The sequence below is a fragment of the Corynebacterium glaucum genome (assembly GCF_030408855.1).
In the GTDB taxonomy this organism is placed as follows: Bacteria; Actinomycetota; Actinomycetes; order Mycobacteriales; family Mycobacteriaceae; genus Corynebacterium; species Corynebacterium glaucum.
Genome location: NZ_CP047358.1, coordinates 1,607,631 through 1,629,699, shown reverse-complemented (window position 1 = coordinate 1,629,699; position 22,069 = coordinate 1,607,631). Strand labels below are relative to the sequence as shown.

Here is a 22,069-nt window from a genome sequence, read left to right as displayed (position 1 = left end):
AAGGCATGCCAGCCATTGTGTTCGACGTCCTGGTCCCGCCCACCGCCGCTGACGAGGTCGGCGCGGCCTTTCAGCGAGCGCTCGACATCCTCGTTCGCCGCGGCAAACTCACCGCTGGGTCGGTGGTCCAGGAGGGTACCTTGCTTATCGACGCCACCGTGCACGCCCAGCTAACCTCTACCTATGAAGCGGACCGCGGTACCGATCCGGCAGATGACGGCGCGCAGGTCCACCGCTACGTGATCACCGCCGAGGGCGCAGACAGCTACAACCGCCTCGCAATGGGGCTGTCACGCATTCTCACTCCGAAAGCGACGCTGCCGAATGACCCGGCCGCCCTCGAACAGCAGGACCAGTTTGAGGTTGCTTCGATCTACCCCTGGACCGTCGAGGTCCGCAGGTAGGCGACTGCGATCTCTGCGCCGGCGCGGCGCAGCTGCTCGGCGGTGCCGGCTTCGCCTGCCTCGGAAGGGTCGGGCAACGTCACGGCGATGACCTCGTTGCTGGCAACTTCGCGAGGCGTGTCCTGGAACTCGCCTGAGGCCACGGCGACCACCGCCTCCGGGTTGTGCTCCTCCACGAGATCGAAGACGGTGGCCGCGACCTTTCCAGCGGCAGTCTGAGCGTCGAAGCGGCCCTCGCCTGTGATCACCAGTGCTGCGTCGGTGAGCTGTTCTGCGAGCCCGTTCGCGTCTGCGACCATGCGCGCGCCGGGCACGATCTGGACGTGCGAAGCGTCGCCGTGCAGCAAGGTAGACAGCCAGGTCAAGCCAATGCCAACACCGCCCGCCGCGCCCATCCCGGGAGTTGTAGGGTCGACGCCCGCGACGTCGCAAAGCCTTGCAAGCCCCTCATCGAGCACCTCCACGTCCTCTTCGGAGGCCCCTTTTTGCGGGCCGAACACCGCTGCGGCGCCGTGGTCGCCGGTGGCGGGGGCGGCGACGTCGACAAGCAAAAGCCAATCGACGGCACCGGCGGGGATGTTCACCTTCGCGGTGTCAAGGTCCGCGATGTCGCGCAGTGCACCGCCGCCTGGCTTGAGCTGGTAGCCACGGGCGTCGATCGGGTTCGCTCCAAGCGCCACGAGGATGCCAGTACCGCCGTCGATGGTGGCGGAGCCGCCCAGGCCGAGTGCGATGCGGGTCGCGCCGCGGGTCTGTGCATCTGCGATGAGTACGCCGGTGCCGTATGTATCTCCGGTCATCGGCACCGGGTTTTCGGCGACGGCGGGCAAGCCCGATGCGGCCGCGACGTCGATGAACGCGGTGGTGGTCGAGGCGTCGTAAGTGTAGCTTGCCTCTGTCAGGCGTCCGGCCGCGTCCGTGGTGGGCAGGGTGATGCGCTCGCCCGCGAAGAGTTCCGAGGTGCCTTCACCGCCGTCGGCCATCGGCGCGAGGTAAATGTCGGCGTCCTTGATCACTTCCCGGATGCCTTCGCCCAGCCACTGGGCAGCCTGCTGTGCGGAGGCGGTGCCTTTGAAGGCGTCAGGGGCGATGACCACCTTGGTGGAACGTTCAGTACCAGCTGCATCGGCAGCGTCGGTGGCATTCACTGGGCGGGGGGAGGAAGTGAAACTCATGTTTGTGACCTCGAGTGCAAAGCGTGCGGGGCGGTTAGGCGTGTGACGGCCCAGTTTAACGGCGCGGGGGGGATGAGCTCCGCCCCCGGTTCAAAAACCCGCAACGGCTGGACGTAGCTTGGGACAGGCATCACTGGGCATGGCGGTGAAATGTTTTGTATCATGCCATGTGGCAAATCTGCCGCCCAATAGATATGGATTCCGGAGGAGACGCTCATGAGCGCAATCGACCAGGAAGTTGCTGGCTACTACGACAAACTGCTGAAGCGCAACGCTGGGGAGCCGGAGTTCCACCAGGCGGTCGCTGAGGTGCTTGAATCGCTGAAAATCGTCCTTGAGAAGGACCCGCACTACGCCGACTACGGCTTGATCGAGCGTCTCTGTGAGCCGGAGCGCCAGATCATCTTCCGCGTCCCGTGGATGGATGACAACAACGAGGTCCGCGTGAACCGCGGTTTCCGCGTGCAGTTCAACTCCGCGCTAGGCCCTTACAAGGGCGGTCTGCGCTTCCACCCGAGCGTGAACCTCGGCGTGATCAAGTTCCTGGGCTTCGAGCAGATCTTCAAGAACTCCTTGACCGGCCTGCCGATCGGCGGTGGCAAGGGCGGCTCCGACTTCGACCCCAAGGGCCGCTCCGAGGGTGAGGTCATGCGCTTCTGCCAGTCCTTCATGACTGAGCTGTGGCGCCACATCGGTGAGTACCGCGACGTCCCGGCTGGTGACATCGGCGTAGGTGGCCGCGAGGTCGGCTTCCTCTTCGGCCAGTACCGCCGCCTGGCCAACCAGCACGAGTCCGGCGTGCTCACCGGCAAAGGACTGGAGTGGGGCGGCTCGCTCGCACGCACCGAGGCAACCGGTTTCGGCTGCGTCTACTTCACCGAGGAAATGATGAAGGCCAACGGTGAGTCCCTCGACGGTGCGAAGGTGATCGTCTCCGGTTCCGGCAACGTCGCTACCTACGCCATCCAGAAGGCCCAAGAGCTTGGCGCCACCGTAGTCGGTTTCTCCGATTCCTCCGGCTGGGTTGAGACCCCGAACGGTGTCGACGTCGAGCTGCTCCGCGACGTCAAGGAGAAGCGCCGCGAGCGCGTCTCCACCTACGTGGAAGAAGCCCAGGGCACGACTTTCCACTCTGACGGCTCCATCTGGGATCTCAAGGCAGACGTGGCGCTGCCGTGCGCAACCCAGAATGAGCTGGAAGCCGAGCATGCCCGCACTCTGGTGGACAACGGTGTCCGCTACGTCGCTGAGGGCGCGAACATGCCGTCCACCCCGGAGGCGGTGGAGATCTTCCGCAGCAACAAGATCAACTTCGGCCCGGGCAAGGCGGCAAACGCTGGCGGCGTGGCCACCTCCGCGCTTGAGATGCAGCAGAACGCTTCCCGCGACTCGTGGACGTTCGACTACACCGACCAGCGTCTCCACGGCATCATGAGCAACATCTTCAAGCTCTCGGCCGAGACCGCAGCCGAGTACGGCCACGAGGGCGACTACATCGTCGGTGCGAACATCGCGGGCTTCAAGAAGGTCGCGGACGCAATGCTCGCCCAGGGTGTGATCTAGGCGCGGCGGGGGACGCGTCGTAAAGCGAAAAGCTCTTTTTGCGCCGTACGCTGAGTGCCATGTACCGCGTATTCGAAGCCCTCGATGAACTCGTCCAGACCGTGGAGCAGGCGTACGGCGTGCCCATGACCTCGAACTGCATGGTGCCGCGCAACGAGATGCTCGTGCTTCTCGACGATCTGCGCAACGCCATTCCGGAAGAACTCGACGATGCCCAGGACGTGCTGGACAAGCAGGACGAGATTCTGCGTGGTGCGCAGGAGCGTGCGGACGTGCTGGTGATGGACGCGGAGGACGAGTCGCGCCGTCTGGTCGACGATGCGCACGCGCAGTCCGAGACCATGCTGACCGACGCGCAGTCGCAGGCCACCATGCTGGTGTCTAACGCTGAGGAAGACGCGAACAACATGGTTGGCCGCGCCCGCGAAGAGGCCGACGTGACTGTGGGCCGCGCACGCCAAGAGGCGGAGCGCCTGGTCGAGTCGGGTAACCAGGAGTACCAGCGCAGCGTGGACGAAGGTCTTGCGCAGCAGGAGCGCTTGATCTCCGAATCTGAGGTGATGCGCCGCGCGGACGAGGAGGCGCACCGTCTGGTGGAGCAGGCGCACACCGAGTCCGCCCGCCTGCGTGCGGAGTGCGACGACTACGTGGATGCGAAGCTCGCGGAGTTCGAGGAGTCGCTCTCCTCGGTGCTTCGCACCGTGTCCTCTGACCGTTCGGCACTGCGTCGCGGTGCCGGTGCCTCCGGCGTGCAGCGTCCCGAGGGTGGCTACGAGCGCCGCGGTGAGCGCGGCGAGCGGACGGACCGGGGCGAGCGAATCGAGCGCACCCCGCGCCGTCGCCCGCGCACCGAGCAGGCGCCGGCTGACGCGTACCCAGAGGACTACTAAGCCGTTATTCGGCCGGTAATCGCCGTTGGCGAACGAAGTCGGCGGTGATCGCCACAGACTGTAGGGTTAGGGATTGTTATGTCTGGAAATCCGTTCATCATCAACGTCGCCGAGGCTATGAACGGCGACGGCCTGCCCATTACCGTCACCCAGACCGGCTCTTCGCCCTCGCGCATCGGGCCAGCAATGATCGCCATCGAAGAAGGCCAAGAGGTCGAGGTCGAAGCGACCATCATTCCGCTCGGAAGCGGTGTCATGGTGGATGCGACTGCGACCGCGCAGCTCACCGGCCAATGCGTGCGCTGCCTGAAAGAGCTCACCCCAGAGCACACGCTGCGGGTAGAGCAGGTGTTCTCCGCGTCTGACGCATTCATTTCCGGCGATGACGAGGCCGATGAGGATCGCGGCTCCGGCGACGAGATCATGCGCGTGGTGGATGACAAGGCGGACCTGGAGCAGGCCTTTGTCGACGAGGCTGGTCTGAACCTGCCGTTCAACCCGACCTGCGAGCCGGAGTGCGAGGGCGACACCGACGTGCCGTCCCCGGATGGGGTTTCGGGGGAGCAGCAGGACCGGGTGGACCCGCGCTGGGCTGGCCTGGAGAAGTTTCTGTGAGCCGCGCCCGTAAAAAGCGAATCAGTCACGACGACGCGTGGCAGCAGGCATACGACGCAGTCGATCACGCGCCGCTGCTCACGGCTGTCGGCGTAGAGATCTCGCCGGAGATGCTCAAGCTGGCGCTGACCCACCGATCATTCGCCAACGAGCACAACCACCTGCCGAACAACGAACGCCTCGAGTTCGTCGGCGACGCGGTGCTCGGCCTTTCGGTGGCGCACAAACTCTTCGAGCTCTACCCCTCACGCCCGGAGTCGGAGCTCTCGCCGATGCGCGCAGCGATCGTGTCGCGCTACGGGCTCGCGGACATCGCCCGGGAGATCGATCTCGGCCCGCACATGCTGATCGGCCGCGGTGAGGAACTCACCGGCGGCCGCGAGAAGGAGTCGATCCTCGCCGACACCACCGAGGCGCTGCTCGGCGCAATCTACCTCGAACACGGCTTTGAAACCGCACGCGAGGTAGTGCTCACACTTTTCGACGCCAAGCTGCGCAGCGCCACCGCGACCACAAAGCACCAGGATTGGAAGACCACGCTGCAGGTACGCCTAGCGGAGCTGAAGTTGCCGGTCGCCGAGTACCGCGCGGAGGCCGAAGGCCCCGACCACAACCAGACCTTCACCGCAGAAGTACTGGTGGACGGCGTGGTTCGCGGCACTGGAACCGGCCCGAACAAGAAGCTCGCGGAACAAGAGGCGGCGCACCAAGCCGTGCTGTTCCTTCGCGACCACACGGCTGAGGCAGTGCTCGGGGCCAAGCAGTAATGCCGGAACTGCCCGAAGTCGAGGTGGTGCGTCGCGGCTTGGACACCCACGTCGTCGGCCGCACTTTCGACACAGTAGAAGTCCTGCACCCGCGCGCAGTACGCGGCAATGCAGTCGACCTCACCGTAGTGCTGCCCGGACTCACCGTCACCGGCACCGGCCGGCGCGGCAAATTCATGTGGCTGACCCTTTCCGACGGCAACGCGCTCGTTGTGCACCTGCGAATGAGCGGCCAAATGCTCGTCGGCCCGCCGGGATTCCTCCAAAGCCCCCACCTGCGCATTCGCGCTCTCATGGGGGACCGGGAGCTCGACTTCGTCGACCAGCGCACCTTCGGCGTTTGGCAGTATGCATCGCTTATCGACGGGCTCCCCGAGACGATCTCCCACATCGCACCGGATCCTTTTGAAGCGGCCTTCGATGCGAGTGCGGTCGCACGAGCAATGCGCGCAAAGCGCTCCCCGCTGAAGTCGGTCCTGCTCAACCAAGAGGTGGTCTCCGGTATCGGCTCCATCTACGCGGATGAGGCAATGTGGGCGGCAAGACTTAAACCCTGGCGAACCGCCCGCACGATGCGCCAGCGTGACGCCGTCGCGGTGCTCGATGCGTCGAAGGCCGTGATGGAGCGCTCGCTGGAGGAAGGTGGGACCAGCTTCGATTCTTTGTACGTGAACGTCAACGGTGCATCCGGGTATTTTTCGCGCTCATTGAACGCGTACGGGCAAGCGGGCAAGCCTTGCGCGCGCTGCGGCACCCCGATTGAGCGGGTTGTGGTGGGGCAGCGCTCCAGTTACTACTGCCCGGTGTGCCAGGTTCGGTGACAACGTACCCTTAATGGCATATCGCATGGTTGAAGGAGGGGCAATGACGCGAATGCAGGTCCGCTGGTTCGCGCCGGGCGGCGATGCCATGCCGGTGAGCAAGAAAGAACTGCAGTCACTAGACAAGCAGGGGCAAGCGGCGTTGCTTGAGAAAATCAACCGGCTCAAGCGAGGTAAGTCCCGAAGCGGGGATTTGAGATCCATCCGCGATGACATTTTTGAGATAAGGGCGCAGGTTGGCAACAACCACTACCGCGCGATGGCAATCCAGGACTCGCCAGTGCACATCATCATCCTCTCTTGCTTCTACAAGAACACGCAAAAGACGCCGATGATGGAGATCGACAAGGCGGTGGAGCGGAGCAAGACGTGGAAAGCCCGTAAGGAGTAATTGCGTTGTAGACCGTTCCGAGTTAGTATCGGTTCAAACCGATTAACTTAGGGGAAGCGAAAGGGGTACCGATGAAATCGGACGATTACATCAGGGCCAATTCGGTCGAGTTTGAGGTCGAAGAGTTCTTGGACGACCCGGAGATCCGTGAAGCGTTTGAAGACGCGCACGTCCGTAGTGAAGTGGCTGATCGCCTCCGTGAGGCGCGCAAGAACGGCAAACTTTCCCAAAAAGATGTTGCGGCAGCCATGGGAACCACCCAATCCGCTATCTCCGATCTTGAGCGCGGCGAAACAGATCCGCAGCTGTCCACTATGCAGCGGTACGCGCGAGCTGTCGGGGCAAGAATTCGACTCGTGGTCGACGCTCCTGGAAGCGCCGCGTCCGTCATTTCCCCCTACCGCTGTGTGTCCACTTCGACTACCACTCGGGAAACGTCCCATAGGGCATGCCTGCGCGAATTCTCCTCTTCTTACTCAGACATCAAGGTGAGTTAAATGGCGATCAACTGCGCGCCACAGGATGAGTTGAGAGTGCAGGCCGGCCGTATCGCCGGCAACGCGAACTTGCGAGACATCAGACTGACGCAGTCAGACGTGCGTTTGCACTTCGTGCCCAATCCAACCGCGTCGCTTTCGGTCGAGCTGGACATCTCGCCCGAAGCAGAAATCGCTCCTGCCATCGGCGATTCAGCCGGGCTGCTTTTGGTTAGTTGCGGATTCAGCGTGACCATCAGTTCCGACGCGGAGGATGTCACAGACTCGGTCGCTACGCTGCAGAGTGAGTTCACTGCCGCTTTCACGCATACCCTTTTCGACGAGGCCAGCGATGAGGAACTGGAGGCTTTCGCCAACACCACCGGACTGTTTGCCCTCTACCCCTACGCGCGCGAATACATCTCGGACTGCACGAGGCGCCTCGGCTTGCCCACATTAGTTCTCGACTTGTTCAAGCCGTAGAAGTCTCCACCGGTGTGGGGAAAATGAGAACCACTCCGCTAGTATCGCGGGCGTGGAGAACGCCTTCAATTTCGTCGACGGAACCCTCAACGGCGTCGTCTGGACCCTTGTCCCCTGGTTCTTGATCGCCGCTGGCCTCTACTTCGGCCTGCGCACCCTGTTCGTGCAGGTGCGCCTATTGCCTGACATGTTCAAGGCGATTGCAGAGACCCCGAAGGGCAAGGACCGCCAAGGCCGCGACCTGGACGAGGAGTACGGCGGCATCTCCGCTTTTAAGGCGTTCACCATATCTGCCGCCTCGCGCGTGGGCACGGGCAACATCGCCGGTGTTGCGCTGGCCATCTCTATCGGCGGCCCGGGCGCGGTGTTCTGGATGTGGATGCTCGCGCTGATCGGCGGCGCGACGTCCTTCGTCGAGTCCACGCTGGCGCAGCTGTGGAAGACCAAGGACGACGAGGGCAACTACCACGGCGGCCCGGCCTACTACATGACGCGCGGCCTGGGCTGGGCTCCGCTGGCCACGCTGTTTTCCGTTTTTCTCTTTCTCACCTACGGCTTCGTCTACAACGCGATCCAGACCAACTCGATCGTCGAGGCCGTCGGTGGCTCCCTCGGCACTGATTCGACCCTGTTGAAGGGCATCGTCGCCGCGGTGCTGGCCACCCTGACCGCGCTGGTCATCTTCGGCGGCGTGACCCGCATCGCGTCCTGGACGCAGGTGATCGTGCCGTTCATGGCCGGCACCTACATCCTGCTGGGCGTGTGGGTCCTCATCGTGAACATCGATGAGATCCCGGCCATGTTCTCCCTCATCGTCGGCCACGCGCTCGGTCTACAGCAGGTCGCCGGCGCTGCTGTCGGCGCGGCGTTCATGCAGGGCATGCGCCGCGGACTGTTCTCCAACGAGGCCGGTATGGGCTCCGCCCCGAACGCCGCGGCGACTGCGACGGTGTCCCATCCGGTCAAGCAGGGCCTGGTGCAAACGCTCGGCGTCTATTTCGACACCCTTATCGTGTGTACGATCACCGCCTTCGTCGTGCTGCTCGGCCCGGCCGTGAACTACGGCTTCGATGACATCCAGGGCGCCGCACTGACCCAGTCCGCGTTGGCGGACTCCGTCGGCGCCTGGGGTGCGCACGCGGTGACGTTCATCTTGTTCTTCCTGGCGTTTTCCTCCATCATCGGCAACTATTACCTCGCGCAGGCGAACCTGGAGTACCTCACCGACTCGAAGACAGCGATGACCGTCTTTCGCGTAGTGGTCATCGGCTTCGTCATCTTCGGCGCCTTCGGTTCCGTGCCGCTGGTGTGGGCGCTGGGCGACACCATGGCCGGCTTGCTGGCACTGTTCAACATCGTCGCGATCATCCCGCTGGGCGGGGTGGCCATCAAACTGCTGAAGAACTTCAACGAGCAGCGCCGCCACGGCATTGACCCGGTATTCCACCGCGACATGCTGCCGGAGCTGAAGAACGTCGAGTTCTGGGACGGCTCCGACCCAGTCACCCGCCGCAGCGTGGATGACCGCGTGATTGCCCGCGAGGCCAAGGCCGCCGGCGAGGACAACGATCTCGGCGGCCTCGAGGAGGGTTCGGCGAACCATGGCTGATACACGCATGACTGCCCATGTCCACGGACACGTTCAGGGAGTCGGATTCAGGTGGTGGACCCGCTCCCGTGCACTGGAATTGGGGCTATCCGGGTACGCAAAGAACCTCAGTGATGGCCGGGTCGAGGTCGTGGCTGAGGGAGAACAGGGGGACGTCGATAAGCTTCTTGAGCTCCTGCGAGAAAACCCGAGCTCTACCGACCGGCCTGGCACCGTGGAAGCCGTGCACGAACAGTACGGCGAGCCGCGCGGTGCGCAAGGTTTTGAGGAGCGATAGGTGGACGAACAGCGGTTCAAAAATGCGATGAGCCAGCTTGCTGCGGCGGTGACGATTGTGACTACCGGCAGCGAGGAGGCGCCGCACGGCACGACGGTCAGTGCATTCATGTCGCTGTCGCTGGATCCTCCGATGGTGCTGGTGAGTTTGGATCAGCGCTCGTCGTTACTCGCGCAGCTCGAGGTGGGATCGCCGATCGGAATCAACGTGCTTTCGACGAATCAGGGGGCGCTTGCGCGCCGCTTTGCGGACAAGCGGGTGGACCGGTTCGCTGGCATCGACTGGTGCATGGCTGACGGCGCGCCGAAGTTGCCGGATAACCACACGTGGGTGTCGGGCACGGTTGCTCGGATGATTGAGGCGGGTGACCACACGCTCGTGCTTGTCGACGTCTGCTGCGCCGAGATGAATTCCAACCAGCCGCTTTTGTACTGGCAGCGCGAGTTTGGTACGCATGGGGCGATCGAGCCTGGGGACGTGAAGGCGCGGGCGGTAGAAACCTAGCCGCAGTTCACTGCACAACGCGGCGCAGTAGGAGTGCACTCACTCGGGCGAGCATCTCGTCCACGGTGATTTCTCCGGTGGCAGCTAATCGGACAAGCTCGTCAATGCGCGGGTCATCGATAGAGTGGCCAGCGAGCGCGAGAGCTCCAGCCGCATCGCGCAATGAGGTCTCTATCTCACTGGCACGACCAACAATTTGGGTCATTGCTCCCTCCTTCCAACCACACCCATCCTATTGCGCGCGTGCGCTACGGGCCAAGCATGACCGGTCTGTAAAATCCACACAATGCACCTGAAGTCGCTGACCCTCAAAGGATTCAAGTCCTTCGCGTCGGCGACCACGATGAAGTTCGAGCCAGGCATCTGCGCGGTAGTCGGGCCGAATGGTTCGGGCAAGTCGAATGTCGTCGATGCCCTTGCCTGGGTGATGGGGGAGCAGGGCGCGAAGAACCTGCGCGGCGGCAAGATGGAAGACGTCATCTTCGCCGGTGCCGGCGAGCGCAAACCACTCGGCCGCGCCGAAGTCACGCTCACGTTCGACAACACGGACAAGAAGCTGCCCATCGAGTACACCGAGGTCGCTATCACCCGCCGCATGTTCCGCGACGGCGCCTCCGAGTACGAGATCAACGGTGCCAAAGCGCGCCTGATGGACATTCAGGAGCTGCTCAGCGACTCCGGCATCGGCCGCGAAATGCACATCATCGTCGGCCAGGGCAAGCTCTCGGAGATTCTCGAATCCCGCCCGGAGGAGCGCCGCGCCTTCATCGAGGAGGCCGCTGGTGTGCTCAAACACCGACGCCGAAAAGAAAAAGCCCAGCGCAAGCTCACCGGCATGCAGGCCAACCTCGACCGGCTCACCGACCTCACCGAAGAGCTAGGCAAGCAGCTCAAACCACTCGCACGCCAGGCGGAGGCAGCAAAGCGCGCAGCCACAGTGCAATCCACGCTTCGCGACGCCCGGTTGCGAATCGCAGGGCACCAGGTGGTTACCCTTCGCAGTTCGCTTGACGACGCCACGGAGCGCGCGAAACTGCTCGCCGCGCAAGTGGAAACGGCGACCAGTGCGCTCGAGGACGCAACCGCAGAGCAAGAACGCATCGAGGCCATGCAAGCCGAGGTGCAGCCCAAGGCGGAGGACGCGCAGCAGGTGTGGTTCGCGCTCTCAACGTTGGCGGAACGCGCAAGCGCGACGGTGCGCATCGCCACCGAACGATCCCGAAACGCCGGCGCCGCGGTGCCTTACGCGGGCCAAGATCCCGAAGACCTCCTGGTGCGAGCAAACCTCGCTGACGAGCAGCACGCCGAGAATCAGGAGGCCGCCGAAGAGGCGAACGCATACCTGGAGTCGGTGCGCGAGCAGGTCGAATCGGCGCAGGAAGCGTTCGACGCTGCGGAGCACGAGCACATGGCGAGGTTGCGCGCGATCGCTGACCGGCGCGAAGGGTTGGTACGCCTGCTCGCTCAGGAGGAGTCCCAGCAGCAAGCGCTGCAGGCTGCGGAAGACGAGGTCAATCGCCTGGCCGAAACCCTCTCGGAAACCCTCGAACGCGCGCAAGCTGCGCAACGAGAGGCTGATGAGGTGGCCGATAGGCTCGCCGACGTCGAGGCTGGCCGCGGCCCGCTCGACGACGCGCACGTGCGGGCGTACACCGAATCCGACGCCGCAGAGAAGCGCCTTGCACAGCTCCGCGACGCTCAGCGCGACCGCGAGCGCGCGGTAGCCACGCTGGAATCGCGCATTGCCACGCTTGCGGAACAGGCGCCGAAAGCCCCGGCTCGCGATGTGCTCGGCGAGGTCGACGCGCTCGCCGACCTGATGACCGCGGCCCCGGGGTTGGAAAAGGCGCTCGCCGCCGCGCTCGGGCCGTACAGTGAGGCGCTCGTGAGCGAGGCATCAGCTGAGACGGTTTCGAAGCTCGCCGAGGTGGAGCGCACCGTGCTTTTCGCCCCACTCGGCGGCGCGACTTGGCGCCTGGATACCGATGCCCGGGTGGAGTGGTTGCTCGACCACCTCACCCTCGTGTCCGAGGTGCAAGGGCCGGTCACCCGCTTGCTTGTCGACGTCGCCGTGGCCGACGATCTTGCCGATGCCCGCCGCATCGTCGCCGCGGACCCGCGCCTGCGCGCAGTGACCCGCGACGGCACGCTTGTCGGCGAGGGCTGGGTCGCAGCTGGTTCTGGGCGCACCACCACCGTGGAGGTCGCCGCGCAGATTGAGACCGCACGGGCCGAGTTAGACGCGGCAAAGGCACAGCTGGAGGAGCTCTCCGGCACGCTCGAGGGTGCGACGCTGGCCGCCGAGGACGCCCGGGTGGCGGCTGCGGCAGCGAAAGCGTCGCTGCGTGAACACGACACGGAGGCTGAGTCTTGGCGCCGCGACCACGCTCGTCTGGTGAAGCAGGCTGAGGTGAATACTGCCGAGCACGAGCGCGCTGCGGGGCGGGTGACGGAAGCCGAAGGGCGTGTGGCAGAGCGTCGACAAGCATTGGCTGAGACCCGCGACCGGCTTGCGCGAGTGGAGGACGAACCTGGAGCCGAGGAACCCTCGACCGCCGAGCGCGACCAGGCGACAGCCGCGCTGGACAACGTGAAAGCCGTGGAAGTGGAGGCCGTGCTGGCCGCGCGAGCCGCCCAGCAAGCTGCCGAGCAAACCGTGGGCCGCGGCGATGCGCTTCGCAGGCAGGCAGAACACGAGCGGCAGGCGAAGGCGCGCCACGACGCAGCGCAGGCCCGCCGCCGCGCCGAAGCTGAACTCGCCGAGGCGGTTGCCGGGCACGCCCGCGACTTGGTCGCGCGGATCGAGGACGCGATTGCGCGGGCGACTGCCCAGCGTGATGAATTGGCGTCGCAGGTCACGGCGCTGCGGGCCCAGAACCAGGAGGCGCGAAGCACGGTCAGTGGCGCACGCCAGCATTTGGCGCGGTTGACCGACTCGGCGCACGCGTCCGACATTGCGCGCTCGCAGGCGCAGGTCCGCATCGATGAGGCGGAAGCGAAGGTTACCGAATCGCTCGGCATCGCGGTGGCGGACTTGGTGGCCGAGTACACCCCGGGCGAGGACTTCGACCTGGAGTATGAGCAGGCGCGTCTCGCCGAGGCGGAGAAGGACCTGCGCGCGTTGGGCAAGGTCAACCCGCTCGCACTCGAGGAGTACAAGGCGCTGGAAGAGCGGTACTCGTTTTTGAGCACGCAGCTTGACGACGTCATTCAGGCGCGCGAGGACCTGACGGGCGTGATCGACGAGGTGGATGCCCAGATCCTGACGTTGTTCACCGACGCGTGGCGTGATGTGGAGCAGGAGTTTCCGAAGGTGTTTGCCACGCTGTTTCCTGGCGGGGAGGCGCGGCTGATCCTCACCGAGCCGGAGGACATGCTCACCACCGGCATCGAAATCGAGGCTCGCCCGCCGGGCAAGAAGGTCAAGCGTCTCTCGCTGCTCTCCGGTGGTGAGAAATCGCTCACCGCGCTTGCGTTCCTGGTGGCAATTTTCCGTGCGCGTCCGAGCCCGTTCTATGTGCTCGATGAGGTGGAGGCAGCGCTTGACGACGTCAACCTGCGACGCCTCATCGCACTGCTGGAGGAGCTGCGCAAAGATTCGCAGCTGATCGTGATCACGCACCAGAAACCCACGATGGACGTGGCAAACGTTCTCTACGGTGTGACCATGCGTGGCGACGGTGTCACGCGCGTGATTTCGCAGCGCATGCAGCCGCTCGAGGCGACTATTTAGTTTTAGTCAGTCCTGGTCAGCTTCAGCGCGCCTTCCGGCCCAGCGAGGTAGACGGTGTCCGCGCCGTCGACGTAAAACGTGTCGGTGGTGCCGACGGCTTTGCGGTAGGTGTCGTCCAAATCGTGGCGCCACTGCTGGCAACCCATGTCGGTAACTCGCCCTCCGTGACGAGTAACCGATGCCGTTTCCAAGTCCACCTCGAGTTCAGTTATCGCGTAGTTGCACACCCTGAGCTGCGAAAGGTGAGTCGTTCCGGGATGCCGGGGCGGGTACGTCTGGTCCCACTCAGAAAACTCGAGGGTGCTGTACCCGGCCTTCCAGGTTTGGGTGAGAATGCGCTTGAGTTCCTCTGGCGTGGCTTTCCGCGCGGTGGCAGGTAGTGGCTCCAGTACGTTCTCAGGCAGATCGGTGGGCGGCTCCGCGGGCGGCTGGATCGGTGCTGCCGGCAACTTAGAGCGGGTCAGTTTGAGTGCGCCTTCCGGTCCAGCGAGATAGATGGTGTCCGGGCCGTCGACGTAGAACGCTTCGGATTGGTCCAGCGCGTCGAGGTACATCTCGTCGAGGTCGTGCATCCACTCTCGGCAGCCCATTTTTGTTCCGCCTCCGCCGTGGGCAACGTAGCTAGCAGTCGCACGTTCGATGTCAAGAACAACGGTGTAGTAATTGCACACATTGAACCGAGCGATGTGAGTGGCCTGCTTGCCACGGGGGATGTAGTCCTCTTCTCGCACAGGATGAAATTCGACGGTGGTGAATTGAGCATCCCACTGGGAGGCCAGAATGTCGTCGACCTGCTCGGGCGTAGCGAGCTTCGCGCTCTCCGGCAGAGGAGTCAGCACACTCTTGGGGAGGATCAGGGGAGGGAGCACCCCTCGAAGCTCGCTCGAACCTTGCGAGCTAGAGGAGCTACTCGTGCTCGACGTCGATGACCCCACCTCCGGCGCGCTCAGACTCAATCCGAGAGCAGCGACGATGCACATGATGAACGCAGCGATGGCGTTGAGAATCTGGGAGATCATTCTGCTGTCCTTCGTTCGGTTAGTTGACTCGGGTGAGCTCGACCGCAGGTGCTGGGTTGGTCAGCGTGCCCAGCTCGCTCGATCCGAGAGAGCTAGTTTCGCTTGACGACGCTTCCGCGGGCACACCCAAGGCCAGCCCAAGTGCTGCGAAAATGGTGGTGATGAGGGTGGCGATTCCACCGAGAACTTGGAGCAGCACTTGGGCCTCTTTCGATAAGGTCAACGCTCCCGGGTGAGTTTGAGAGCGGCGTTGGGGTTTACTAGGTAAACGGTGTCAGTTCCCTCGAAGCGTACCTCTACGTCATTCGCGAAGAGCGTCGAGAGATCCGTTTCATACTTCAGGCCCGGGCAAGCCTTTTCAGTGACCGCGAGCCAACCGACCTTTTTCAGGGTGGCGGACGTGGATTGCGGTTCAACAACCGCGATCGCGTCACCGGCCCCGTTGCAGGTGCCCGGCGCGTTCACCTGGAAGCGGCCGTCCCCGGCGAGTTCCAAGAAGGAGATCGTGTTGCCCTGGAAGGACGGCTCGGGCATCCACTCGGAAGCGAGGAAATCCTCGAGTTGCTCGGCGGTGGCGGGGGTTGCGGAGGCCGGCACTCCGCTAGCCGGTGCCAGCCCTGGTTTGGGAGAGATCTGTGGAGGGTTGCTGCTGGTGACGGTGTAGTCGGAGCTGGAGTTGCCGCTCGAGAGCTGCACGTCGTCGAGACCAATAAGGGAAGCGAGGAAAGAGAAAACGGTGAAGAGGAACGCGGCGAGGGATTGAAGCATGGCCCGATTATGCGCAGCTGAAATGGTTTTGGTCTACAAATCGGTCAAAACTCACAGCCGCGGACCGGGCTCGCGCGCGCTCCGTTGAAGCTGGCAGTATGGACGGCATGACAACATCGCCAACTTTGTGGATCGTCCTTGCGATCATTCTGGTTGTCCTGATCATTCTCGGCATCGCTGTAGTGGTGGGCAATCAGCGGAAGAAGTCGAAAACCGTCTCCTTCGAGAAGCCGGCAGAGACTGAAGAGCCGAAGCAGCTCACGCAGCAGGAGAAGTCGGGTAACTACCAGGCCAAGGGCGGGTTCAACTTCGCCCAAGTGGATGCCGAGGAAAAGAAGCCCGAGCCGATTCGACGCGAGGCACCTCGTACCCAGGAACCGAAGGTAGCCCCACTGGTGGATCCGACTCCGGCCGAACCGAAGCCGCAGCCGGCGGTGCCGGCGGAGCCAGCGCCTGCCGAGCCAGCACCGGCAGAGCCTGCACCTGCCGAACCGGCGCCGGCCGAGCCTGCGCCCCGAGAGCCCAAGCCCGCGGAGCCGGTATCGCGCCTTGTAGACGTTGACGAGCCGGTAGCGCCGGAAGACCTGGCCGTCGAAAAGCAAACTGCTCCTGGTGAGGTTGAGCTGACCCACGATGCGGCCGAGACTGTCGAAGACCTCAATGCCGACGATGACGATGAGGACCTTGCGGTGGAGGAAGCCCCGGTGGTGGAGGGGCTGTCCGATGAGGGGGCAGAGATCGTCGAAGGTGAGATCGCCGATGAGGTGGCGGCCGATGAGCTTGCTACTGAGGACGAGTTGCGCGAAGAGGCTGAAGAAGCTGCCGGCATTGCTGCGGTGACGGCTGAGGTCGCGGAGGAGGCTCGCCAAGAGGGGGCGGTTGTCTCCGACGATGCGATCGTGTCGGAGCCAGAAGATTCGGCCGAAGTTGCGTCTGAGATTGACCAGATTGCCCCGGCCGCTGGGCGAATTGGCAAGCTGCGTGGCCGTTTGTCGCGTTCGCAAAATGCGATTGGCCAGGGGCTGCTGGGCATTCTTACCGCTGGCGACCTTGATGAGGACGCGTGGGAAGAAATCGAGGACACGCTGATCATGGCGGACCTCGGCGCCGAGCTGACCATGAAGGTGGTGGACAACCTTCGCGAGAAGATCGCCGAGCGCGGCGTGTCCAGCGAAGAAGAGGCTCGCGCGATGCTTCGCGAGACATTGATTGAGGCGGGCCGACCGGAGATGGATCGCTCGATCAAGGCCATGCCTAACGACGGCAAGCCTGCCGTGATTCTTATCGTCGGCGTCAATGGCACTGGCAAGACGACCACGACCGGCAAGCTCGCTCGCGTGCTGGTGTCGATGGGCCACACCGTGGTGCTTGGCGCGGCGGATACGTTCCGTGCGGCCGCAGCCGACCAACTTGAGACCTGGGGCCGTCGCGTTGGTGCTTCCACCGTCCGCGGCAAGGAAGGTGCGGATCCTGCGTCGGTAGCCTTCGACGCAGTGGCAACCGGCGTGGACCAGGGGGCAGACGTGGTGCTGGTGGATACCGCGGGACGCCTCCATACATCGACCGGCCTGATGGACCAGCTGGGCAAGGTCAAGCGCGTGGTGGAAAAGAAGAGCCATGTCGACGAGGTGCTGTTGGTGCTGGACGCGACGGTGGGGCAGAACGGCATCACCCAGGCGCGCGTGTTCCGGGATGTTGTGGATATCACCGGCGTGGTGCTGACCAAGCTCGACGGAACCGCGAAGGGTGGCATCGTGTTCCAGGTGCAGGAAGAGCTGGGTGTACCGGTGAAGCTCGTCGGCCTCGGGGAGGGCGCGGATGACCTGGCGCCGTTTGAAGTAGAGAGCTTCGTCGACGCGCTGCTCGGATAGCGGTTGCAACTTAGTTGTCCGCCGCGCGGACAACCTCCTCTATCGCGCGAGCGGATGTGAATCGCGACGGGTTGACGCGTTAGGCTGGGGCGAACCGATTTAGCAATAGAGGGAGTGCCCACCGTGTTCGAGTCATTGTCCGATCGCTTGCAAACTGCCCTCGGGGGTTTGCGCGGCAAAGGCAAACTCACCGAGGCCGACATCAATGCCACCGCACGTGAGATCCGCCTCGCGCTGCTCGAGGCGGACGTTTCCCTGCCGGTGGTGCGCGCATTCATTAGCCGCGTCAAGGAACGTGCGCTCGGCGCCGATGTCTCGGAGGCGCTGAACCCGGCCCAGCAGGTCATCAAGATTGTCGACGAGGAGCTCACCGCGATCCTCGGTGGCGAAACCCGTCGCCTGAACTTGGCCAAGAACCCGCCGACCGTGATCATGCTCGCCGGTCTGCAGGGCGCGGGTAAAACCACCCTTGCCGGCAAGTTGGCGAACCACCTGGCGAAGCAGGGGCACACTCCGATCCTGGTGGCGTGTGACCTGCAGCGCCCGGGCGCGGTGCAGCAGCTGCAGATCGTCGGCGACCGTGCCGGTGTGCCCACGTTTGCGCCGGATCCTGGTACGTCCCTGGATTCGCACGCCCACGACATGGGTACCTCGCACGGTGACCCGGTGGCCGTCGCCATGCAGGGCGTCGAGTACGCCAGGCAGCAGAAGAACGACGTAGTCATCATCGATACCGCGGGTCGCCTGGGTATCGACGAAACGTTGATGACGCAGGCCCGCAACATCCGCGACGCTGTGAACCCCGACGAGGTTCTGTTCGTCATCGACGCGATGATCGGCCAGGACGCGGTCACCACCGCCCAGGCCTTCGCGGACGGCGTGGACTTCACAGGTGTCGTCCTGACCAAGCTCGATGGTGATGCCCGAGGCGGTGCCGCGCTGTCGATCCGTGAGGTCACCGGCAAGCCGATCCTGTTCGCGTCGACAGGCGAGAAGCTCGACGACTTCGACATCTTCCACCCGGACCGCATGTCCAGCCGCATCCTGGGCATGGGTGACCTGCTCTCCCTCATCGAGCAGGCGGAGCAAACCTTCAACGAGCAGGACGCAGAAGCTGCTGCGGCGAAGATGACCTCGGGCGAGCTCACGCTCGAGGACTTCCTCGATCAGCTGCTGATGATTCGTCGCATGGGCCCGATCGGCAACTTGCTCAAGATGATGCCGGGCGGCAAGCAGATGAACGAGATGGCGGACATGGTCGACGAGAAGCAGCTCGACCGCATCCAGGCCATCATCCGTGGTATGACACCGGAAGAGCGCAATGATCCGAAGATCCTCAATGCTTCTCGACGGAAGCGTATTGCCAAAGGTTCCGGTGTTGAGGTTTCCGATGTGAACAACCTCGTCGAGCGCTTTTTCGAGGCGAAGAAAATGATGGAGCAGCTCTCCAACCAGTTCGGTCTGCCTGGCATGCCGGGCGTCGGCGGTGGGCGTTCTGCGACGAAGAAGAAGCCGAAGGGACGCAAGACCAAGAGCGGCAAGCGCAAACCGCCCAAGCGTCAAGGCGGCGGGATGCCAAAAATGCCAGGTGGTATGCCTGGTATGCCTGGTATGCCTGGTATGCCCGGGATGCCAGGTATGCCTGGCGGAATGCCGGATATGAAGGAACTGGAGAAGTTGCAGAAGCAGCTCCCGGCTGGCATGCAAGACATGGACCTCAACAACCTCGACTTCAACGAGGCGATGAAGCGGATGGGCAAGCGCGGCTTCTAAGTGTGGGGCACCCGCAACTCGTCGAGAATCGGCTTGATCACTTCCCACATCACGGGCGCGAGCGACTCTGAGTACGCGTTCGAGAGGTGGTTCTGGTCGCGGTAGATGTACACGTTGCCGATTGCGGGCGGGCACGTGTCGCCAATGCAGTACCAATCTGAGGAGTCGACGCTGAACATGCCGTCGGTGCCATCGAGATATTCGGAGGCTGGGTCTACCGGCTCGTAGACGAGTTCACGTGGCATAGAGCAGTCTTCGAACGCCTCGCCTGCGCTCAGGCAGTAGTTGGGATCCATGGGGTCGCCGGCACCGTCGAAGATCCATGGGTTGTCGCGCAGTCCCAAAAACGGGATGTTGTTCTCGCGCAGCGCCTCCCAGAAGCCGAGGTAACCGTCCGGAACCATGTCCTGGGTCATGACCGCCGCGCCGGCATGACCTGCCGGGCGGGTCGAGGTGGAGATCACCAGGTCTGGATCCAGTTCTATGATCCGATCGAAGGCGTTTATCGACCATTCACGGCACACGTCGCTCACTGTGTCGTCTTCGAAGTCGCCCAGCATGATCGGGCACTCTTGGCGCACGTACGGGATGACCTTGAACCCGTGTTGCTGGCCAAGCTCATCGAGCGGAATACCGAGCGGCTCAACGTGGGAGCCACCAGCGAGGACGACGGTGGTTTCTGCTTCGCGGTCGCCGTAGACGCATTCGTCGGACACGAAATCTTCCGGCCCTTCGGGCAGGTAGACCATGCAGCCGTCGCCAATCGGCGGGAAGATACCGGCGATGAGATCGGGGTCGGGGAGCGCTTCCACGTCGGGTGCTTCCGCTCCCAGTAGGACGCGGGCGCCAGGATGGGTCGCGGGATCGAGCGGCTTCGCAGCGTCGTCAATCTGGCCGCCCCAATACGGCTTAACGGCGAGCGTGGAAACAACCAGCAAACTGACGGCGATTCCGCCGGCCAGACGGCCACGGCCAGCGGGAGTCCGTAGGCTCTCTCGCGCGTTCGAAACCGGTTTGTCCATGGCGCGTGGTCTTGGGCCGTGTTGACGCAGTGGCTCCTCCACGAAGGTGTGGGTGAGATGAGCAAGCACCAACGATGCCGTGATGACCGCGACACCGAGCCAGACTGGAGGGGTGTCGTACCCACCGACGGCGGTAGAGATGATCAGCAGCGGCCAGTGCCAGAGATAGAGCGAATACGCGCTCTTTCCCAGCCATTGGAATGGCGGGGACGAGAGCAACTGTGAAACTGCGTTCGTGGGGGAGCTGAGAATCACCAGCATCGCACCGGTAAGCGGTAACAAGGTGAGCGGGCCGGGGAAGGCCAGTGAAGTCGGAATGATCACGCCGGTAATTGCGATCATTACCATGCCAAGGCCGGTGGCAGCCGCCGAGTACCGCTGTGGCAAGGTGATACCGCGCGGGATCAGAGCCAAGATTCCGCCGAGGGTCATCTCCCACATACGCGAGAAGATCGAGTAGTAGTTGCTCGGCGTGCCCACAATTCCGAAGCGCGATGCATATAGAAACGACGCAATGGTGATAACCGTGAGCACTCCGATGGTGACCGAGCGGGCCTTTTGGGCATCGACGCGGAGCTTGCTCACTGCAATGGCGATGATGAGTCCAAGCACGATCGCACAGAAGTAGAACTGCCCCTGCACACTCATGGACCACAGGTGCTGCAGCGGAGAGGTTTCCACGCCGGCTGCGGCGTAGGCGGCATCTTGGCGGCTGAGCATCCAGTTCTGGCAATAGAGGATGGATGCAACGAACTGGTTTACCAGCTCGGTTGTCATCAGCTCCGGCACGAAGAACATCACACCCAGCAGCGCGGCCACCAGCACCACGGCAAGTGCTGGAACGAGGCGGCGTGCGGTGCGCCAGAACGGCCAAAACGGGTTGAGTGACGGGTTTGGGCGAAGCGCGTAGCGGACTTGGCTGCCCAGGAAGAAGTACCCAGAGAGCAGCAGGAAAACATCGACGCCGCCCGAGACCCTCCCAACGAACACGTGGAAGAACACCACCAGTGCGATGGCGAAGCCGCGCAGGCCGTCAAGGTCGTATCGGTACACGGACGCACCCTTTTTGTCAGGCACTGCTAAGTTCATGGGGCCTGAGGTTACCTCCACGCGCGTTTTGGAGCCAACGCAGAGACCACGCTAGAGTGTCAAAGGTTGCGATATGCACACTGCGTATGCGCCGGATTCGAGTACGCTCGGCCGGCCAGTCACGCGCAGGTTAATCCAAAGGGTTGAACCGGTTCGTCGAAAAGCGATGAATGCCTGAACTACCCAGTGACCGTAAGGAAAAGACTCATGGCTGTAAAGATCAAGCTGCAGCGCCTTGGCAAGATCCGGAACGCGCAGTACCGCGTGGTGATTGCTGATGCGCGCACCCGCCGCGATGGCCGCTACATCGAAAACATCGGCATCTACCACCCGAAGGAAGAGCCGTCGCTCATCCGCATTGACTCCGAGCGTGCCCAGTACTGGCTGGGCGTCGGCGCGCAGCCGACCGAGCCGGTGGAGAAGCTGCTGAAGATCACCGGCGATTGGCAGAAGTTCAAGGGCGAGGCTGGCGCTGAGGGCACCCTGAAGGTGGCCGAGGAGAAGCCGAGCAAGCTTGACCTGTTCAACCAGGCGCTGGAGGAAGCCAACAACGGCCCGTCCGCAGAGGCCATCACCGAGAAGCGCAAGAAGGCGAAGGAAGACGCAGAGGCGAAGGCTGCTGCTGAGGCTGCCGCTGCTGAAGCTGCAGAGGCAGCTGAGGCTGCGGGCGAGTCCACCGACGTTGAGGCTGCAGAGGATGCAGCTGAGGCTGAGGCAGTCGCCGAGGACGACGCAGCAGCGGAGTCCGAGGACAACTAACCCTCTCGCACCTCATTCGCACAGTGCCCAGCGGTTTTCGCTGGGCATTTTGCTTGTCGA

At 63.4% G+C, this 22,069-nt stretch carries 22 protein-coding genes; 16 read left to right on the top strand and 6 right to left on the bottom strand.

From position 1 onward, the window contains the following. Window positions 1–5: 5 nt before the first annotated feature. Window positions 6–404 (top strand): hypothetical protein, encoded by a 399-nt coding sequence (locus tag CGLAUT_RS07910; RefSeq protein WP_290184474.1) that lies wholly within the window; start codon window positions 6–8, stop codon window positions 402–404. On the opposite strand, the gene CGLAUT_RS07905 is transcribed toward CGLAUT_RS07910, so the two are convergent. Further along, window positions 374–1,579, bottom strand: a complete 1,206-nt coding sequence (locus CGLAUT_RS07905; RefSeq protein WP_290184473.1) for a glycerate kinase — start codon at window positions 1,577–1,579, stop codon at window positions 374–376. The two genes, CGLAUT_RS07910 and CGLAUT_RS07905, sit on opposite strands and share 31 nt — an antisense overlap. A gap of 216 nt (window positions 1,580–1,795) precedes the next feature. Here CGLAUT_RS07905 and gdhA point away from each other — a divergent pair, with 216 nt between their 5' ends. The 11 genes from gdhA to CGLAUT_RS07850 all read left to right on the top strand — a co-directional run bounded on the left by gdhA (window position 1,796) and on the right by CGLAUT_RS07850 (window position 9,975). After that, on the top strand, window positions 1,796–3,142 hold the full coding sequence (gene gdhA, locus CGLAUT_RS07900; protein WP_095660241.1) for an NADP-specific glutamate dehydrogenase: 1,347 nt from the start codon (window positions 1,796–1,798) through the stop codon (window positions 3,140–3,142). 59 nt (window positions 3,143–3,201) lie between these two features. Beyond that, entirely contained in the window at window positions 3,202–4,032 is an 831-nt protein-coding gene (locus CGLAUT_RS07895; protein WP_290184472.1) for a DivIVA domain-containing protein, read from the top strand. A 78-nt stretch (window positions 4,033–4,110) separates the two neighbouring features. Further along, window positions 4,111–4,647, top strand: coding sequence for a YceD family protein (locus tag CGLAUT_RS07890; protein ID WP_290184470.1), 537 nt, complete (start codon window positions 4,111–4,113; stop codon window positions 4,645–4,647). Beyond that, complete coding sequence (gene rnc, locus CGLAUT_RS07885; RefSeq protein WP_290184468.1) at window positions 4,644–5,414, top strand: ribonuclease III; 771 nt, start codon at window positions 4,644–4,646, stop codon at window positions 5,412–5,414. Before CGLAUT_RS07890 ends, rnc begins: the two co-directional genes overlap by 4 nt. Continuing rightward, a complete protein-coding gene (gene mutM, locus CGLAUT_RS07880; protein WP_290184466.1) occupies window positions 5,414–6,235 on the top strand; it encodes a bifunctional DNA-formamidopyrimidine glycosylase/DNA-(apurinic or apyrimidinic site) lyase in 822 nt (273 codons plus the stop codon). Before rnc ends, mutM begins: the two co-directional genes overlap by 1 nt. Before the next feature lie 43 nt (window positions 6,236–6,278). Further along, window positions 6,279–6,626: a type II toxin-antitoxin system RelE/ParE family toxin gene (locus tag CGLAUT_RS07875; protein ID WP_290184464.1), complete on the top strand. Its 348-nt coding sequence runs from the start codon at window positions 6,279–6,281 to the stop codon at window positions 6,624–6,626. A 71-nt stretch (window positions 6,627–6,697) separates the two neighbouring features. Beyond that, window positions 6,698–7,123, top strand: coding sequence for a helix-turn-helix domain-containing protein (locus tag CGLAUT_RS07870; protein WP_290184462.1), 426 nt, complete (start codon window positions 6,698–6,700; stop codon window positions 7,121–7,123). Further along, window positions 7,124–7,585, top strand: a complete 462-nt coding sequence (locus tag CGLAUT_RS07865; protein ID WP_095660234.1) for a protein-export chaperone SecB — start codon at window positions 7,124–7,126, stop codon at window positions 7,583–7,585. A 52-nt stretch (window positions 7,586–7,637) separates the two neighbouring features. Beyond that, window positions 7,638–9,194: an alanine/glycine:cation symporter family protein gene (locus CGLAUT_RS07860; protein WP_290184460.1), complete on the top strand. Its 1,557-nt coding sequence runs from the start codon at window positions 7,638–7,640 to the stop codon at window positions 9,192–9,194. Then, a complete protein-coding gene (locus CGLAUT_RS07855) occupies window positions 9,187–9,471 on the top strand; it encodes an acylphosphatase (protein WP_290184459.1) in 285 nt (94 codons plus the stop codon). Before CGLAUT_RS07860 ends, CGLAUT_RS07855 begins: the two co-directional genes overlap by 8 nt. Next, window positions 9,472–9,975, top strand: coding sequence for a flavin reductase family protein (locus CGLAUT_RS07850; RefSeq protein WP_290184458.1), 504 nt, complete (start codon window positions 9,472–9,474; stop codon window positions 9,973–9,975). A gap of 7 nt (window positions 9,976–9,982) precedes the next feature. On the opposite strand, the gene CGLAUT_RS07845 is transcribed toward CGLAUT_RS07850, so the two are convergent. Continuing rightward, window positions 9,983–10,180: a hypothetical protein gene (locus tag CGLAUT_RS07845; RefSeq protein ID WP_290184457.1), complete on the bottom strand. Its 198-nt coding sequence runs from the start codon at window positions 10,178–10,180 to the stop codon at window positions 9,983–9,985. Window positions 10,181–10,261: 81 nt separating this feature from the next. On the opposite strand from CGLAUT_RS07845, the gene smc reads away from it, so the two are divergent. Further along, window positions 10,262–13,708, top strand: a complete 3,447-nt coding sequence (smc, locus tag CGLAUT_RS07840; protein ID WP_290184455.1) for a chromosome segregation protein SMC — start codon at window positions 10,262–10,264, stop codon at window positions 13,706–13,708. A gap of 2 nt (window positions 13,709–13,710) precedes the next feature. Here the strand turns inward: smc and CGLAUT_RS07835 are convergent, their stop codons facing one another. Genes CGLAUT_RS07835 through CGLAUT_RS07825 form a run of 3 tightly spaced genes read right to left on the bottom strand, consistent with a single transcriptional unit; the run spans window position 13,711 to window position 15,495 of the window. After that, window positions 13,711–14,727 carry an META domain-containing protein gene (locus CGLAUT_RS07835; RefSeq protein WP_290184454.1) on the bottom strand — a complete coding sequence of 339 codons (1,017 nt, stop codon included), beginning with the start codon at window positions 14,725–14,727 and terminating at the stop codon, window positions 13,711–13,713. A 19-nt stretch (window positions 14,728–14,746) separates the two neighbouring features. After that, on the bottom strand, window positions 14,747–14,926 hold the full coding sequence (locus tag CGLAUT_RS07830) for a hypothetical protein (RefSeq protein WP_290184452.1): 180 nt from the start codon (window positions 14,924–14,926) through the stop codon (window positions 14,747–14,749). 20 nt (window positions 14,927–14,946) lie between these two features. After that, entirely contained in the window at window positions 14,947–15,495 is a 549-nt protein-coding gene (locus CGLAUT_RS07825) for a hypothetical protein (RefSeq protein WP_290184451.1), read from the bottom strand. 107 nt (window positions 15,496–15,602) lie between these two features. Here CGLAUT_RS07825 and ftsY point away from each other — a divergent pair, with 107 nt between their 5' ends. Together ftsY and ffh are read left to right on the top strand one after the other, a co-directional pair. Continuing rightward, the gene (ftsY, locus tag CGLAUT_RS07820; RefSeq protein ID WP_290184449.1) at window positions 15,603–17,366 is read left to right on the top strand and encodes a signal recognition particle-docking protein FtsY; all 1,764 of its coding nucleotides are present in this window, start codon (window positions 15,603–15,605) and stop codon (window positions 17,364–17,366) included. Window positions 17,367–17,489: 123 nt separating this feature from the next. Beyond that, complete coding sequence (gene ffh / locus CGLAUT_RS07815) at window positions 17,490–19,139, top strand: signal recognition particle protein (RefSeq protein ID WP_290184447.1); 1,650 nt, start codon at window positions 17,490–17,492, stop codon at window positions 19,137–19,139. On the opposite strand, the gene CGLAUT_RS07810 is transcribed toward ffh, so the two are convergent. Beyond that, window positions 19,136–21,250 (bottom strand): acyltransferase family protein, encoded by a 2,115-nt coding sequence (locus CGLAUT_RS07810; RefSeq protein WP_290184446.1) that lies wholly within the window; start codon window positions 21,248–21,250, stop codon window positions 19,136–19,138. The two genes, ffh and CGLAUT_RS07810, sit on opposite strands and share 4 nt — an antisense overlap. Before the next feature lie 207 nt (window positions 21,251–21,457). Between CGLAUT_RS07810 and rpsP the strand changes: the two genes are divergently transcribed. Beyond that, window positions 21,458–22,009 (top strand): 30S ribosomal protein S16, encoded by a 552-nt coding sequence (rpsP, locus tag CGLAUT_RS07805; RefSeq protein ID WP_290184444.1) that lies wholly within the window; start codon window positions 21,458–21,460, stop codon window positions 22,007–22,009. Window positions 22,010–22,069: the final 60 nt, after the last annotated feature.